The organism is Saliniramus sp. (genome assembly GCF_035311605.1).
Taxonomy (GTDB): domain Bacteria; phylum Pseudomonadota; class Alphaproteobacteria; order Rhizobiales; family Beijerinckiaceae; genus Saliniramus.
Genome location: NZ_DATGCW010000033.1, coordinates 14,640 through 29,769, shown reverse-complemented (window position 1 = coordinate 29,769; position 15,130 = coordinate 14,640). Strand labels below are relative to the sequence as shown.

Below are 15,130 nucleotides of genomic sequence, written 5' to 3'. Positions count from 1 at the left end.
ATTTGTTGATGGACGCTTCAGCGTCCTTTGAAACGCGCCTCGCGCTTTTCGCGAAACGCTGTCGTCCCCTCTGCGAGATCTTCGGTACGCCCGAGATCGTAGAAGGATCGGGATTCGAGACGCAGCGCCTCCGCCACCGGCATGCCGTAGGTACGCCGCATGACGTCCTTGGCGAAACGCTGTGCGAGTGGAGCACGACGTGCCAGCATCGCGGCGTAATCGAGTGTCTTCTCGAGCAGGCGCGGCTTCTCGTGAATACGATTGACAAGACCTATCCTGAACGCGGTTTCGGCATCAACGCGTTCGCCTGACAGGACGATTTCCATCGCATGTCCCAACCCGACGATCTGCGGCAGGCGCACCAGGCCCCCATCACAGGCATGGAACCCCCACTTCACATCCTGCAGTGCGAATTCGGCATCGGGTGAGCAAAACCGGATGTCACATGCGAGAGCGAGCTCGAAACCGCCGGAAATGGCGTATCCGTTGATGGCTGCGACGATCGGCTTGTCGATGTCGAGACTGCGCGTGATCCCGCCAAAGCCCGGGCCATCGGTAGCGCCCGTTCGGAACTCTGGTGCGCTGCGGTTGGCAAAGTCCATGGTATAGGTCTTCAGATCTGCGCCGGCGCAGAAACTCTTGTCGCCAGCTCCGGTCACAACGGCTACGCGTGCGCCATCATCTGCGGCGAATTCACGAAACGTTTCGACCAATGCATCGTTGGCCGCGAAATCGAGCGAATTCATCTTGGCCGGTCGATTTATCGTAATCAGGCGCACGTCCCCATGCTTCTCCGTGAGGATGTCGTTACTCATCTTGGTTCCCTGCGAAATAGAGGATCTCACCACGTTGTCCGGTGAGGGTTACACGTTGTCCTGGTTCGACGTTGTCTGGCTCTGTTGTGCCTCGACCGCGCGTCCCGTCGGGCATCAGCCGACCCGTAATCCGCGGACCCGCATCGAGATCGACAACACAGACCTCAAAGGCCCCCTCGCCCCTGAAGGCGGCCGCAGGACGCCGTATCATGGTTGATGACACCAGCGTTCCCGTACCAGCAACCCGCTTGCTCTCGAGGTCTGTGCTTCCGCACCGCGTGCACAGCTCGCGAGGGCCCGGGTCGAGAGCTCCGCAAGCGCGACAAGCCAGAACGGTCACTTCTTGGAGTTCCTCGAACGCATCAGGCATCGCTACGCCTCAGGATGTTGACGGTGCACGCGACACCGGTTCCGCCGAGATTGTGCGTCAATCCGATCGCGGCATCCTTGACCTGGTTCGGATGCGCGCCGCGCAACTGCAGCACGGTTTCATAGATCTGCCCGATGCCGGTTGCACCGACCGGATGGCCCTTCGCAAGCAGCCCGCCACTCGGGTTGATGGGCACATCACCCCCGATGCGGGTGCGCCCTTCACGTGCCCAGATTCCACCCTGCCCGCGCGGGACGACGCCGAGATCTTCGCTGTCCACGATCTCCGCAATCGAAAAGCAGTCATGCAATTCTACGAAATCGATATCTGACGGGCTCAGGCCGGCCATGTCGTAGGCCGCATGCGCCGCCGCAACCGTGGCATCGAATGAACAGAGGTCCGGATGGCCGGCAATACGGGCACTGCCGCGGGTTTGTACGGAGGCCGCAACCTCGACCATCGGGGTGCTGCATGCGCGTGCAACCTCCTCGGAAACCAGCAAGACTGCCGCCGCACCGTCACTCACCGGACAGCAATCGAACAGACGAAGCGGATCGCAGATCAGGGCGGAATTCAGAATGGCCTCATCATCGATGTGAGCCGCCATCTGCGCCAGCGGATTGCGCAAACCATTGGCCTTGTTCTTGCGTACGACGCTTGAAACATCGGATCGCGTTGTGCCGTAGCGAGCCGCGTGCAATTTCCAGACGAGGCCGAAGAGGCCGGGAAAGGTCAGACCGGAAACACCATCGGCACGGTTGTCCATTGCGCAATTGAGGGCGGCGGTGACTGTTGGTGTGTCGGCACCGGTCATCTTCTCGACACCGACGGCGATCGCAACATCACAGGCACCTGTGCTGATCGCAAGGCTGGCATGCCGGAAGGCGATGCCACCGGAGGCGCAGGCGCCTTCCACCTTGGTGCAGGGAATCTGGCCGAGGCCAAGACCATCGGCGACAAGTCCCGCGAGTACCTCCTGCCCGACGAGAGGCCCGGCAACGAAATTGCCGAGATAAAGCGCACCAACCTCCTTGCGTGAAACACCGGACTCGCGAATGGCCGCGTCGCCTGCCTTGATCGCCAGCGCCTCGATATCCGTACCGGAATGCCTTCCAAAGGCCGTTGATCCGATACCGGCGACAAATACCCTACGCATCGGTGCCCTCCCCCCTGCTGGCCTCAAGCATGGCGCGCAGCTCGGTTTTCAGGATCTTGCCATAGGCGTTTTTCGGCAGATTCTCGAGAAACCGGTAATGCTTTGGGCGCTTGAAACGGGCTATGTTCGACAGACACAGCTGATCGAGGTCCTGTGAGTTCAACACGGCATCCTCCCGCGCCACTACGAAGGCAACGACTTCCTCACCCCATTCAGGGTGGGGCTGTCCGACAACCGATGCCTCGACGAGATCCGGATGCCGCAAGAGAACTTCCTCGATTTCGCGGGGGTAGATGTTGCTGCCTCCGGAAATGATCATGTCTTTCGATCGGTCCCGCAGGGTCAGAAAACCGCGGCGATCCATGCTCCCGACATCACCGGTATAGAGCCAGCCGTCTCGCAGGGCGGACGCGGTTGCCTCGGGGTTGTTCCAGTAGCCTTCCATGACACAGTCGCTGCGGGTGATGATCTCGCCCACTTCACCGTCAGGCAGGGCCTGCCCCTCGTCATCGACGACGCGGACATCAACACCGGTGCGGGGCGGACCGCAACTGCGCAGATCGTCCTCGCCGAGTCCGGTGCCATGCATGCGTTGCTCGAGGCCGGTGATCGTCATCGGCGATTCTCCCTGGCCATAGATCTGGAACAAACGGGGTCCGAACAAATCCAGCGCTCGCCGGAGGTCTGCGACATACATCGGCCCGCCCCCGTAATAGATCGTCTTGAGACCCTCGGTTCGCAGATGCTCCGCGATGGGCGAATGCACAAGCCGTGTCAGCATGGTCGGCGCGGCGAACATCGTGACACGATCGTAATTGTCGAGAGCGTCCGCGATCGCGCCGACGTCGAAACCCGGCAGCACGACCTGATGCGCACCTCGCAACATGTGTGGGAGCGCAAACAGCCCGGATGCGTGCGAGAGCGGGCCCGTATGCAGCTTCACGTCGCGTTCATCGACCGGATCGACATCCGCGTAGTAGGCATGGCACATGAAAAGAAGGTTGCGGTGACTGAGTATGGCGCCCTTTGGACGACCGGTCGTGCCACTGGTATAGAAGATCCAGGCCCGTTCCGTTGGGGCGACCTCCACCGGAGCAAGGGGATCGGCGCGCGTCAATTGCTCGAAATCATCGGTGCCGGCACAAACGATGTGCTCAAGAGTCTCGACCTCGTCGAGCAGCGAAGCGAGGCTGCCGTGGAGGCCCGGTGTCGTAATCATCCAGCGTGCACCGCTGTCGCGGACGATATGTTCGATCTCGCGCGGGTGAAGCTTTGCATTGACCGGGACGGCGCAAAGCCCGGCTCCCCAGATGGCAAAAAGCGATTCCAGAAAGGCCCCGCAATTCTCCATCGCCAGAACGATACGGTCACCTCGGCGAAGGCCGGCACTGCGCAACGCGCCCGCTATGGCTGCCGTCCGTTGCACGAGCACACCGTACCGCGTGACCATCCCGCGATCCGTGATGGCAGGAGCTTCGGGCATCCTGTGTGCGGCGTTTTGGATCAGGCTTGCCAAATTCATGAGCTTGCCTTACTAGCGAGTAAAGTTGGTATACTTCGAAGTCAGGTTAGCACGAATTTGATATCGTGCAAGCCCGCTGCCAAACGACGGGAATTGCGTGACATGGGAAATGAACGAATGAATCTTTCGCAGCGGGGGCAAGTCCGTTCCGCAAATCCGTCATTGATTTTTGATAAGGACGCCCAGCGACGTCAGAAGCGTGAGGCCGTTATCGGTGTTGCTGCGGCCGCATTCAATCGCCGTGGTTTTGCCAATACGTCGATGGACGATGTCGCCCGTGCGCTGGGTGTGACGAAACCGACCGTTTATCAGTACTTCTCCACCAAGCAGGACATTCTCTTCGAGTGTCACCACCGGGCCATGGATCATGGCGAGGCCGGGTTGAATCTGGCTGAGAACCATCACGGCAATGGTTGCGAGAAAGTCATCGTCTATCTGCGACGCTACATGCAGGGCATCTTCGGGGAATTCGGCACCTGCGCGGTGCTGACGGATGTCGATTCCCTGACTGAGAAACAGCGTGACGCTGTCGTCGCCCGCCGTTCGGAGATCAGCGAGGCAACGCGGGCCCTGATCGAGAAGGGTATTGGCGACGGAAGCATCGAACCGTCAAACTCCAAACTCGCCACCCTGTTCATTCTCGGTGCCGTCAACTGGATCCCGCTCTGGTATCGTGAATATGGCCCCCACACTCCGGATGAAATCGTGGAGGAATTTGCACGCTTGTTGAAGCGTAGTCTTGTCGCAGCACCAGCTTTGGACTGAACCAAAAGAATCGACAACAATTATGGGAACGGTTTTCGGGTTTCTGTCTTTCTTGGCCAGGGCCTGACCGTCCTGATTCGGCCCGCGATCGCGACGCTGGCAAAGCACTTCCCGGTTTCAGCAAGCCGGGATAGTCGCCAGTGATGGCGATGGGTGGATTGCAGCCTGACGGCTTCCGGCTGAATAAACCAGGAAAACTCCAGCGGCGTCCATCATCGGCGCAGTCTTGAGGTGGCGTACAACCGCTGCATGGTGGGGTCAGTGGAACGTGGCGTGTCAACAGGACAGCATCCGGGTCCCGGCCTGCGAAGGTTTGGGGCGCGTCGTCAGATGGGCGATGATGCTCTCGCGCACACCGACCAAGTGGGTGCGCATTGTTTCGCGCGTCAACTCCGCAGGCCCGTTCTCGAGCCCATCAAGAATTGCAAGATGCTCGTGACAGCTGTCGAGTGCTCTCTCCGGCAAGCTCTGAATATCGAAGACGACCGTGCGTCTGCGCAATGCAGAAATGATATCAGATAGGTGCTGATTGCCCGTCGCCCGCGCGATCGCCTGATGCAGCATGTCGTCGATGACCCGCGACGAGTCCCTCGTGACCCCCCGTCCTGATTCCGCTGCTTCGATGAGTGCGCGGATGCGATCCCGTAACATGACGATCTGCGCAAGCTCCATGCGGCCCGTGGCGCGGGCGGAAGCCTCCGGCTCCAGAATCAGCCGTACCTCCAGGGAATCGATGAAATCCTCGATCCGACGCTCCCTGATGCAATAGCCGCGATTGTTGCCGAGCCTCGCCAGCAGCCCGTCATTCTCCAGCAGCAGAAACGCTTCCCGGATCGGCGTTCGTGACATGTCCAGGCGGGACGCGATGTCACGTTCGCTCAGACAGGTCCCCGGCGGCAGGGTGTCGTCGAGAATCATGCGCAAGAGTGCGTCATAGGCCCTTGCGGACAAGCGATCCGTGAAATCGTCATGCATGTACCAACTCCCTGTTGAGTATCATTCCGTTGGCGTAATGCCCCGTTTGCCGGATGGAATGACGCACAAAAGAAATGATCTGGAAGGCGCGTCGATCATCGACACCCCGAAAAGCGCTCCAGTTTCCTCAAAATAATTCAGTCCGGCTCAGATGCCTGCCCAAAAAGGGTGCAGCAGGCGAAACAATTGCACATCAGTGACTGTTCGATTGGCATTTGTTTGGTTGACGCATGGTATACCACGCCGCTAGCCTTCTTCAAGGCAGGGACCAGAGGAAAGTCGGAAAAGCCACGATGTTCCATGCCGGTCGGGCCGCAGATCTGGTCGCCTCCGCTATCGGCGCACTGTTTGCGGCAGACGGCGATTTGCCAGGGTCAGGATAAGAGGGAAACGGTCATGAAACACACCAATGCGCTCACGATACTCGCTGCTGCGGGCTTGATGTCAGCCACAATCGGCACCGCCAGTGCCCAGACACAGTGGGATATGGCGATCGTCTGGCCGGAGGGGAACTTCCACACCCAGAATCATTATCGCTTTGCCGAAGCAGTCAGAGAAGCCACCGACGGGGAAGTCGTTATCAACCTGCATCCAGGCGGTGCGCTTGGTCTCGCGGGTCCCGAACTGCTCGCAGCGGTTCGTGATCAGATCGTCCCGATCGCGGATATCCTGCTGAATCAGCAAGTTGGCGAGGAGCCGATCTTCGGCATGGAATCGCTGCCTTATCTGGCGCCTTCATTCGACGACCTGGAGCTTCTCCAGAGCGAGGCGCGGGCTCATTACGACGAGGTCGCCGCACGCAACAATCAGAAGATCCTCTATATGGTGCCCTGGCCCGGCCAGGCCGTCTACACGCGTGAGCAGGTCTCAACCCTCGATGATCTGAGCGGTGTGCAGATCCGCGTCGTCGATGCCATGGGCGCGCGCTTCTTCGAGGCGCTCGGCGCCTCGCCGATCCAGTTGCCATGGGGCGAGGTTGTGCCCTCACTGGCTACCGGCGCGATCGATGGTGTGACCACATCTTCGAGTTCGGGCGTCGATGGCAGTTTCTGGGAGTTCCTGGATTACATGAACCGCTTCAACTGGCAGGGCTCGGCGATCATGGTCAACGTCAACCTCGATGCCTGGAACGACCTGTCGGTGGAAAATCAGGAGGCGATCGAAAATCTCGCAAATGAGATGGAGGAAGAATTCTGGGACGTAGCGCGGGCAGAGGACGAGGAAAAACTGGCTATTCTGGCCGATAACGGGATCATCATCACCACGCCCAGCGACGAACTCGCGGCAGCCCTGCTCGAGATCAGCGAGCCCATGTGGCAAGAGTTCATGGACAATGTCCCGGAATCGCGCGCCATCATCGAAGCGTACTTCGAAGCCCGCTGACGCGCCGGCGACAAGACATGATGCGCCGGTGCGATTCCTGCACCGGCGCCATCCTTCACGAACATGCCCTCGGCGCTGGTTCGATATCACCAATGGAAAGTGGCTCACGTGCTCCGATCGATCCTCGACCTCGTTGATCTTTGTGCGCTCTGGTTGGCGAGGATCGCCGCCCTGTTCATGGCGGCGATCGCATTTCTCATGCTCAGCGAAATCTTCGCCCGCTTCCTCTTCAACCACAGTCTCGGTGTCACTTGGGAACTTGCGACGTATGCGATGGCTGCCGTTATCAGCCTGGCGGCCGCAGATACCTTGCGCAATGCGGGCCATGTCCGGGTTGCGCTGTTGCTCGAGACCCTGCCGAAACGCCTTGCGCGGCTGATCGACATTCTCGCAACGATCCTTGCTCTCCTGATCATCGGCTTTCTGCTGATGGCATTTGCGGATTTCGTCTGGAACATGTTTCAGCGCGGGACGCGATCCTTCGAGCCGTCTCGCATCATGCTCTGGATTCCGCAGTCCTTTGCTCTTTTCGGGATCGTGATGCTCTTCCTCCAACTCCTTGCGCGACTCGTGCGACTGACCGTCATGGGAGATGCCGATCTGCCCAGCGAGCATGAAGAGGTGTCGCGATGACCCCGGTGATTACAGCGGTTCTGCTGCTGCTCGCAGGCTTCCTTGCGCTTGGGGTCTGGGTCAGTTTCTCGCTCTTCGCGGTCGGGATCGGCGCTTTGACGATCTTTCGCGACATGCCGGTTGGCCGTGTCCTGTCACAGAGCTTCTGGAATTCGACAACCGGCACGGAGTTGCTGGCGCTGCCGCTCTTCATCCTGATGGCGGAAATCCTGTTCCGGACCAAACTGGCGGAAAAACTGTTCGCCGGGCTTGCGCCGTGGACCGCGAGCCTGCCGGGGGGGATGGCGCATGTAAACGTCCTGGGGTGCTCACTCTTTGCTGCGGTTTCCGGATCGTCAGCGGCGACCACCGTGACTGTCGGGCGAATCACCCTGAAGGAACTGCTCGCGCGCGGTTATGACAAGCGTCTGCTGATGGGCTCGCTGGCCGGTGCGGGCACGCTCGGCTTCCTGATCCCGCCGAGTGTGATCATGATCATCTACGGGGTTCTGGCCGAGCAGTCGATCCTGCGGCTGTTTCTCGCCGGCCTTGTGCCGGGTGTCGCGCTGGCATTGTGCTACATGATCTATATCGGGGTCTGGAGCAAATTGCGGGCGGATCTCGTACCCGTGGAGACGCGCGTTTTCACGTGGCGGGATCGGATCGCCGGCTTGCTGGAACTCCTTCCGGTATTCCTTTTGATCACTTTTGTCCTGGGATCGATGTATGGTGGCATTGCCAGTCCCACGGAAGGTGCGGCCATTGGTGTTCTGGGCGCGATTATCGTGAGCATCGCACAACGTACCTTCAGTCCCGCAACGCTGTGGGAAGCGCTGATGGCATCGGTGCGGACCACCAGCATGATCGGGCTGATCATCGCGGGCGCCGTGTTCCTGTCGGTTGCGATGGGTTATCTTGGCATCCCGCGTTTCGTCGCATCGACGGTGGCCGGGATGGATCTCTCCCCCCTCATGCTGATCCTGATGCTGCTTCTGATCTACGTGCTGCTGGGTTGTGTGCTGGAGGGCCTGTCGATCATCGTGATGACGCTGCCGATCACGCTGCCGCTGATCGTCGCAGCGGGTTTCGATCCGATCTGGTTCGGAGTGTTCCTCATTCTGGTGGTGGAGCTTGCGCAGATTACGCCTCCGGTGGGCTTCAACCTGTTCGTCATCCAGAGCATTACCGGTGAGAAACTGAGCAGGATCGCCTATGCCACGGTCCCTTTCTTCCTGATCACTCTGGCCTTCACGATCTTTATCATCTTCGTCCCGCAACTGGCGCTGTTCCTGCCAGAGAATGTATCGTTGCGGCGTTAGAGCGCCCAGCCTGACTCCGTCAGGTCGGAGCGCGATCTAAGGTCGACGATCCACAAGGCTCCGGAATGCGCATCCAATGCTGTCATCGTGGCTGCCGCGTTGCGCGCTGCCAGCTGAAGCGCCGCCTCTGGGCTCTCTCGCATCCGCAGCATGTATGCCAGCGTTGCGCCGAAAGTATCTCCGGCGCCGAGTGTGCTGCTTTGATACGCCGGCCTGCGCCGTTCGAATGCCGGTTGGTAGAAGATTCCGGTATCACCAGTCAGCCAGGCTCCATGTTCCCCGTCCGTGATACAGACGAAACCCTGGCATCTCCGACCGAGGCCCCTGCAGATATCCATTATGGGCAAGCCGGAACAAGGCAGATCCATCTGTTGCGCAAGCTGTCGTGCCTCGTTCTTGTTGACCACGAGAAGATCACATTCTGCGATGATGAGCTCACATTGTGCAAAGTCTGCGATGATCTGGCCCATACCGGGGTTGAACGCCACGAATCCGAATGCGCGGGCCGCATCCGAAAGGCGCTTTGCGATTGCCCGGTAGGCGGCTTGCGGCGCCGCGGTCACATAAAGCAGATCGGCAGATTTGATCGAGATGGAATCGGCGCGCAGCCTCAGGTTTGCGCCGCGCGCAGCCATGACCGAAGCGTCGCCCGACCGAGGAATGGTGACGACGGCTTTGCCGGTTGGTGTATCATCGACCACTTCAACATTGGTTGTGGAGACATTGCTCTGCGTCAATGTCCGCAAGATGAACTCCCCGGCCTCATCCCGCCCGATCGCGCAGTGGATGCCGACCTGCGCACCGAGTCTCTTTAAGACCGTTGCCGCATTCATCGCGCCGCCTCCGGCGGCCAGCTCGATATGCCTGGCCTCCTGTTTCTGCCCAGGCAGGGGCTGCACTTCAGCCTCGATCGCTACAAGGACGTCAAGCGTGACGCCACCCAGACAAAGCACTTTCAGCATGAGCGTCTGACCTCGTAGCCGTGCAGTGCGGCGCCCAGAACGCCTGCTGAATCGCCTAATATATTGCGGCTTACCTGGGTTTTGACATGATCTCCCATGATATTGTCCAGTACACGTCGTGTTCCTTCCGCGTAGATCTCGTCGATATTTGAAAGCCCACCCCCGAGCACGATGATATCCGGGTCAAATATCGTGATCAGATTCGCTGTTGCGAGACCGAATGCCTCCATGAAGCCATCCAAAACCCGCGCGGCATGCGGATCACCGCACTTGCGCGCATTCAGGATTTCTGGAACGGTGATTTTTCTCCCGGAGATTGCATGATAGGACTGCTCGATGGCCGTACCGCTCAAATATCGCTCCACGCATCCATGGCGCCCGCAATAGCAGGCATGGCCTCCATGGTAGAGCATAGAATGCCCCCATTCCCCGGCAATCCCGTTACACCCTTCCCAGATGTCTCCGCCGACGACGAGGCCTCCGCCGCAGCCGGTGCCGAGTACCATGCCGAATACGAAGTGCCCGGATCGACCTGCTCCCAGCCGCGCTTCGGCAAGCGCAAAACTGTTCGCGTCATTCGTCAGCGCCAGCGGCATACCGATTTCGTCTTGCAGATCGCGCAGAAGATTTTTCCCATTCATGCATTCGATATTGCAAAATCGCAGTCTTCCATTGTCGTGATCGATGGTGCCCGGCGTGCAGATGCCCAGAGAATAGGGGGTATCTTCAATATTAGCCGCGATAGACATATGAATGCCAGCAATTTGCTTGATTATATTTTCGTATCCCGAATCATGCATTGTTCTACGCCGAAGTCGAAAAATCTCACGCCCTTTGTTATCCAGGGCGACACCTTCGATCTTTGTGCCACCCACATCTATTCCGATCATGTGCATTGAGCTTCTCCAGAATTGATCAACATTCGATGGGAAATAAAATGAATTCGGAATTCTGCAGCATCCCTTCAACCCAAGCTCTGATAGCGTTTGACGCGGTCGCCCGGCATCGCAGTTTTCGACGCGCGGCTGAAGAACTCTGCATTACCGACAGTGCGATCAGTCATCGAATAAGGGAGCTGGAGCGAAATCTTGGAACATTGTTGTTCGAGCGTACGACGCGCAGTGCGCGTCTGACAATGGACGGGGATGTGCTTCTCAAGAGCATCGTTCCGGCTCTGGTGGCGCTGCAGAGCGCCACCAGTAGCTTCAAGGATCGACATACGCATGTGCGCCTGTCGATCCTTCCTTCTTTTGCCCGTTTCTGGCTGCTCCCTCGGCTCGCCGACTTGCAGCATGCTCTGCCCGACATCACGCTGGACATCGATACGACCTTGCGGCAAGTGCAGCTCGACCAGAATGAAGCCGATCTCGCCATCCGGTTCTGCCGCGATCCGGGCAGTGAGGGGCTGGCCGTCACCAAGATCATGGATGATGCGTGGATTCCCGTGGCAACGCCGACATATGCGGCCTCCCTCGGGGAGGGCGGCCTGCAGCAACGTCTCCGGCGCGCGACGCTCGTCGAGCACCAGCGCCAACCCTGGGCGCCGTGGTTCGAGCTGGCGAAGCTTGAGCCGCCGGGGACCGGCAAGCTGCTTCTGCTCTCCGATACGGCGATGATGGTGGATGCTGCTCTGCAGGGTGTCGGCGTCGCTCTCGTGCGACGTTCGCTCGTCGATCGATTGATTCGCCGCGGAGAACTGGAAGTATTGTTCGACATTGGACTCGAATCCGATTCTTCTTATTTCCTCATCTTTAGAAAGCATTCGCTGAGCAGGAGGCCCATTGCGGAGGTATACGGATGGCTTATTGATTCAATTCAGAATGACAAGGCAAATCCCTAGTAGAACAATACCGATTGCCATGGTCTTTTGAGGTATGTTATTTTCACGAAGCAGAATGGCGCTGAGCCCGAATACCATGATGAGATTTGTTCGTCTCAGGATGGAGATGACGGATATAAGCGCTCCCTCTGAGTTGACGGACCAGAGATAAACGAATTCGGCTGTAACATAAGCAATTGCCAAGGCAGTGATTGACCAATTTTCGGACATCAGGCCCTTGAGTGTGATGCGTTTTATTATAAAAGGCAGAATTATAGCTGCGAGCGCTGCACGTTGAAGTGCAGAATATGCCTGAACCGATGCAAGATCTAGATTGAGATTCACCAATATATGCTTATCATACAACGCATTTGCCGAGGACATGAGCGTTGCGGCGAGCATGCAGAATACCCAAAGATTGCTCTGGACATGAATACCCTCTTTTTTTCCGATGAGCGAAAAATAGTAATACGCCGCGACAGCCAGCAATATGCCGGTCCATTGCATCGGGGAGAGCAGTTCACCGAGGAAAACATAGGCGCCGATTGCTGTCCAAACCGGCCCCGATGCGCGGACGGCGGCTGAAATCGACAAGGGAAGAGCCTTGACGGAATAGTATGACAGCACCCAGGTGACGACCATCATCAGCGACTTCGGAAGAACGGCGAGATGCTCACTCAGGGACAAGCCCTCCGGCGCAAGGCCGACGGGGCGCAGGGCGTGAACGGCGTTGTCCGGGGCCAGTATGAAGGGAAGCCAGACAAGCGCACCGATCAGCGACGACAAGAAAACGACTTCCAGGACACCGTTCTTGCGAAGGGCGATCTTGGTCAGGAAATCGTAGATTCCGAGAATGATTCCGGCGCCGAGGCCGAGTATGATCCAGGTCATATCGTTTCTACACGGCCAGAAAGCCGCCATTCACATTCAGAATTACAATATTAAAATTTTTCATATTTTAAAAAGTTTTGATTTTTGATTCAATTACTTTTTTGATGTGGTATTTACGATTTTTCATTGTTTGTCCTTTTCTTATTTACTGCAATTTCAACGACAATGACCAGAAAAACCCGATCGCGGCAAACGAGAAATTTTTGATGATTGTGCAGTCTGATTCATCAATCGTGTCCCGCGCCGGCTTCGATGGGCGGAGCCCGCGCTCTTGGTCCCACCGGACGGGGGCGGTACGCAGCTTCCGCGCGACGCAGGAGGAAGCGGCATTTCCTCCACAGCGATCCACAGGCGCGCAGGCGCATTTCAAGGTGCGATCGCACGCCGCGCGGACTAAACCCGCAGGCGCTCCGATTTGATGTAAGATCGACCCATGCGTTATCCGCCCGCGATTCTCGACGAGATCCGTGCCCGGCTTCCCGTTTCGGAAGTCGTGCGCAAGCGCGTGCAGATGAAGAAGGCCGGACGCGAATGGAAGGGGCTCTCGCCGTTCAACCAGGAGAAGTCGCCCTCGTTCTACGTCAACGACCAGAAGGGCTTCTATCACTGTTTCTCGTCTGGCAAGCACGGCGACATCTTCGATTTCCTGATGGAGACCGAGGGGCTGAGCTTCCCCGAGACGGTCGAGCGGCTCGCCGGTGAGGCGGGTGTGAGCCTGCCCAGGCCCACGGCGGAAAATGTCGAGGCGGAAAAGCGCCGCGCGGGCCTGCACGAGGTGATGGAACTCGCCGCCGCCTTCTTCGAGAAGGAATATGCCGGACGGCGCGGCACCAATGCGCGCGAATATGTTGCCCGGCGCGGCATGCCGCTGGCGCTGCAGAATCGCTTTCGCATCGGCTACGCTCCGGCGGAGCGCTATGCCTTGCGCGATCATCTCGCCGACAAGGGCGTGCCCGGCGAGGCCATGATCGAGGCGGGGCTGCTGGTCTCCGGCGAGGACATCGCCGTGCCCTTCGACCGGTTTCGCGACCGACTGATCTTCCCGATCTGCGATTCGCGCGGACGCGTCGTCGCCTTCGGCGGGCGCGCGCTCTCGGCCGACGTGCCGGCAAAATATCTGAACTCCCCCGATACCCCGCTCTTTCACAAGGGCACGATGCTCTACAACGCCCATCAGGCGCGCAAGGCGGCGCACGACAAGGGCGTCGTCGTCGCCGTCGAGGGTTACATGGACGTCATCGCCATGGCGGGGATGGGCTTCGACAACGCGGTCGCGCCGCTCGGCACCGCGCTGACGGAAGAGCAACTCGCCGTCCTGTGGCGTATGGCGGACGAGCCGATCCTGTGCTTCGACGGCGACAAGGCCGGGCGCCGGGCGGCCTTCCGTGCGCTCGACGTGGCGCTCGCGCGGCTGCCGGTGGGCAAGTCGCTGCGCATGGCGATGCTGCCGGCGGGACAGGATCCCGATGATCTCGCCCGTGAGGGCGGCGCCGGTGCGATGGAGCGGGTGCTCGAAGCCGCGCTGCCCCTGATCGACGTGCTCTGGGCGCGCGAGACCGAGGCCGGGCCGCTGGAAACGCCGGAGCAGCGGGCCGCCTTCGAGCGGCGCCTGCACCAGGCTCTGCGGGTGATCAGCGACGAGACCCTGCAACGGCATTACCGGGATGCGATCAATGAACGGCTGGCGCAGCAGTTTCGCGGGGCGGGCCGGCGCAGCGGCGGTTATGGGCGCGGGGGCGGACGCCAGGGCGGGGCTGGCGGCGGCTATCCGCGTGGGCCGCGCGCAGGCTGGCAGCAGGAGACACCGGGGATGCGCCTGCCGCAGGGCTACCGTCCGAGCCCGGCGCTGCTGCGTTCCGGATTGTTCGCCCGCCCCGATCCCGATATCCCGGCTGCGGCGGCGCCGCGTGAAGCGACCATCGTGGCTGCCTTCGTGGCGCATCCGCATCTTCTGGAGGATCACGCCGAGACGCTGGCGGCGCTCGAACTGGTCAGCCCCGAGGCGCGGCGGCTGTGCGGATTCCTGCTCGATTATATCGCCGAGGACAATACTGCCGAGGCGGAATATGTCGCGCTCTCGCTGCGGCGCGCCGGTCTCGGCGACACGTATGAATCCCTGCATGCCCGGATGGTGCCCAGCCTGCGCTGGATTCTCGACCCGCATGCTGACGGATTGCGGGTCGAGGATGCATTGAGGCAGGCCATCATCTTGCATCGGCGCGCACACACGCTACATACGGAACTGAAGGCGGCTGCCCGCGCACTGGCCGAGGATGACAGTGAAGCCAATCTGGCCTGGATGCGTGACGTTCAGGTTCAATTGTCGTCGCTCGAGGGCGCGGAAGCCGATCGGGAAGATTGAATCGTAACGGCTGTTGCGAGGTGGAGGCGATCGTCGACGCGAACCGGTTTCTGAAAAGGGCTGTGGGGGTCCGGACGGCGGCGGATAAATGTGTCCGGCGCCGATTTTTCCGTTGGTCCGGCTTCCCGTCGCGGGGTGGATTCGCTAAGCGGGTGCGATGCTTAACGCTTCGACAAGCC

At 59.6% G+C, this 15,130-nt stretch carries 14 protein-coding genes; 6 read left to right on the top strand and 8 right to left on the bottom strand.

The window, feature by feature from the left end:
* Positions 1 to 17: 17 nt before the first annotated feature.
* Genes VKP01_RS01740 through VKP01_RS01730 form a run of 4 tightly spaced genes read right to left on the bottom strand, consistent with a single transcriptional unit; the run spans position 18 to position 3,824 of the window.
* The gene (locus tag VKP01_RS01740) at positions 18 to 815 is read right to left on the bottom strand and encodes an enoyl-CoA hydratase/isomerase family protein (protein ID WP_324409914.1); all 798 of its coding nucleotides are present in this window, start codon (positions 813 to 815) and stop codon (positions 18 to 20) included.
* A complete protein-coding gene (locus tag VKP01_RS17350) occupies positions 808 to 1,185 on the bottom strand; it encodes a Zn-ribbon domain-containing OB-fold protein (protein ID WP_414706490.1) in 378 nt (125 codons plus the stop codon). The genes VKP01_RS01740 and VKP01_RS17350 overlap by 8 nt, the downstream gene beginning before the upstream one ends.
* Complete coding sequence (locus VKP01_RS01735) at positions 1,178 to 2,341, bottom strand: thiolase domain-containing protein (protein WP_324409913.1); 1,164 nt, start codon at positions 2,339 to 2,341, stop codon at positions 1,178 to 1,180. The genes VKP01_RS17350 and VKP01_RS01735 overlap by 8 nt, the downstream gene beginning before the upstream one ends.
* Complete coding sequence (locus VKP01_RS01730; protein ID WP_324409912.1) at positions 2,334 to 3,824, bottom strand: AMP-binding protein; 1,491 nt, start codon at positions 3,822 to 3,824, stop codon at positions 2,334 to 2,336. The genes VKP01_RS01735 and VKP01_RS01730 overlap by 8 nt, the downstream gene beginning before the upstream one ends.
* A 141-nt stretch (positions 3,825 to 3,965) precedes the next feature.
* Here VKP01_RS01730 and VKP01_RS01725 point away from each other — a divergent pair, with 141 nt between their 5' ends.
* Positions 3,966 to 4,628, top strand: coding sequence for a TetR/AcrR family transcriptional regulator (locus VKP01_RS01725; RefSeq protein ID WP_324409911.1), 663 nt, complete (start codon positions 3,966 to 3,968; stop codon positions 4,626 to 4,628).
* Between the two features lie 276 nt (positions 4,629 to 4,904).
* Here the strand turns inward: VKP01_RS01725 and VKP01_RS01720 are convergent, their stop codons facing one another.
* Complete coding sequence (locus VKP01_RS01720; protein ID WP_324409910.1) at positions 4,905 to 5,603, bottom strand: GntR family transcriptional regulator; 699 nt, start codon at positions 5,601 to 5,603, stop codon at positions 4,905 to 4,907.
* Positions 5,604 to 5,903: 300 nt separating this feature from the next.
* Between VKP01_RS01720 and VKP01_RS01715 the strand changes: the two genes are divergently transcribed.
* The 3 genes from VKP01_RS01715 to VKP01_RS01705 all read left to right on the top strand — a co-directional run bounded on the left by VKP01_RS01715 (position 5,904) and on the right by VKP01_RS01705 (position 8,917).
* Positions 5,904 to 6,986: a TRAP transporter substrate-binding protein gene (locus VKP01_RS01715; RefSeq protein ID WP_324409909.1), complete on the top strand. Its 1,083-nt coding sequence runs from the start codon at positions 5,904 to 5,906 to the stop codon at positions 6,984 to 6,986.
* A 63-nt stretch (positions 6,987 to 7,049) separates the two neighbouring features.
* Positions 7,050 to 7,619, top strand: coding sequence for a TRAP transporter small permease (locus VKP01_RS01710; RefSeq protein WP_324409908.1), 570 nt, complete (start codon positions 7,050 to 7,052; stop codon positions 7,617 to 7,619).
* Positions 7,616 to 8,917, top strand: a complete 1,302-nt coding sequence (locus VKP01_RS01705; RefSeq protein ID WP_324409907.1) for a TRAP transporter large permease subunit — start codon at positions 7,616 to 7,618, stop codon at positions 8,915 to 8,917. The genes VKP01_RS01710 and VKP01_RS01705 overlap by 4 nt, the downstream gene beginning before the upstream one ends.
* Here the strand turns inward: VKP01_RS01705 and VKP01_RS01700 are convergent.
* A complete protein-coding gene (locus VKP01_RS01700) occupies positions 8,914 to 9,879 on the bottom strand; it encodes a carbohydrate kinase family protein (RefSeq protein WP_324409906.1) in 966 nt (321 codons plus the stop codon). The genes VKP01_RS01705 and VKP01_RS01700 overlap by 4 nt on opposite strands.
* Complete coding sequence (locus VKP01_RS01695; RefSeq protein ID WP_324409905.1) at positions 9,873 to 10,775, bottom strand: ROK family protein; 903 nt, start codon at positions 10,773 to 10,775, stop codon at positions 9,873 to 9,875. Before VKP01_RS01695 ends, VKP01_RS01700 begins: the two co-directional genes overlap by 7 nt.
* A 41-nt stretch (positions 10,776 to 10,816) precedes the next feature.
* Between VKP01_RS01695 and VKP01_RS01690 the strand changes: the two genes are divergently transcribed.
* Positions 10,817 to 11,719 carry a LysR substrate-binding domain-containing protein gene (locus VKP01_RS01690; protein WP_324409904.1) on the top strand — a complete coding sequence of 301 codons (903 nt, stop codon included), beginning with the start codon at positions 10,817 to 10,819 and terminating at the stop codon, positions 11,717 to 11,719.
* Here VKP01_RS01690 and VKP01_RS01685 read toward each other — a convergent pair.
* A complete protein-coding gene (locus VKP01_RS01685; RefSeq protein WP_324409903.1) occupies positions 11,690 to 12,589 on the bottom strand; it encodes a DMT family transporter in 900 nt (299 codons plus the stop codon). The two genes, VKP01_RS01690 and VKP01_RS01685, sit on opposite strands and share 30 nt — an antisense overlap.
* A gap of 433 nt (positions 12,590 to 13,022) precedes the next feature.
* Between VKP01_RS01685 and dnaG the strand changes: the two genes are divergently transcribed.
* Complete coding sequence (gene dnaG, locus VKP01_RS01680) at positions 13,023 to 14,951, top strand: DNA primase (RefSeq protein WP_324409902.1); 1,929 nt, start codon at positions 13,023 to 13,025, stop codon at positions 14,949 to 14,951.
* Positions 14,952 to 15,130: the final 179 nt, after the last annotated feature.

Coding starts and splice junctions, on each gene's coding strand:
- VKP01_RS01730 (WP_324409912.1), bottom strand. CDS start 3,824: ATGCCCGAAGCTCCTGCCATCACGGATCGCGGGATGGTCACGCGGTAC.
- VKP01_RS01715 (WP_324409909.1), top strand. CDS start 5,904: ATGCCGGTCGGGCCGCAGATCTGGTCGCCTCCGCTATCGGCGCACTGT.
- VKP01_RS01685 (WP_324409903.1), bottom strand. CDS start 12,589: ATGACCTGGATCATACTCGGCCTCGGCGCCGGAATCATTCTCGGAATC.
- dnaG (WP_324409902.1), top strand. CDS start 13,023: ATGCGTTATCCGCCCGCGATTCTCGACGAGATCCGTGCCCGGCTTCCC.
- VKP01_RS01705 (WP_324409907.1), top strand. CDS start 7,616: ATGACCCCGGTGATTACAGCGGTTCTGCTGCTGCTCGCAGGCTTCCTT.
- VKP01_RS01690 (WP_324409904.1), top strand. CDS start 10,817: ATGAATTCGGAATTCTGCAGCATCCCTTCAACCCAAGCTCTGATAGCG.
- VKP01_RS01710 (WP_324409908.1), top strand. CDS start 7,050: ATGCCCTCGGCGCTGGTTCGATATCACCAATGGAAAGTGGCTCACGTG.
- VKP01_RS01735 (WP_324409913.1), bottom strand. CDS start 2,341: ATGCGTAGGGTATTTGTCGCCGGTATCGGATCAACGGCCTTTGGAAGG.
- VKP01_RS01740 (WP_324409914.1), bottom strand. CDS start 815: ATGAGTAACGACATCCTCACGGAGAAGCATGGGGACGTGCGCCTGATT.
- VKP01_RS17350 (WP_414706490.1), bottom strand. CDS start 1,185: ATGCCTGATGCGTTCGAGGAACTCCAAGAAGTGACCGTTCTGGCTTGT.
- VKP01_RS01725 (WP_324409911.1), top strand. CDS start 3,966: ATGGGAAATGAACGAATGAATCTTTCGCAGCGGGGGCAAGTCCGTTCC.
- VKP01_RS01700 (WP_324409906.1), bottom strand. CDS start 9,879: ATGCTGAAAGTGCTTTGTCTGGGTGGCGTCACGCTTGACGTCCTTGTA.
- VKP01_RS01695 (WP_324409905.1), bottom strand. CDS start 10,775: ATGCACATGATCGGAATAGATGTGGGTGGCACAAAGATCGAAGGTGTC.
- VKP01_RS01720 (WP_324409910.1), bottom strand. CDS start 5,603: ATGCATGACGATTTCACGGATCGCTTGTCCGCAAGGGCCTATGACGCA.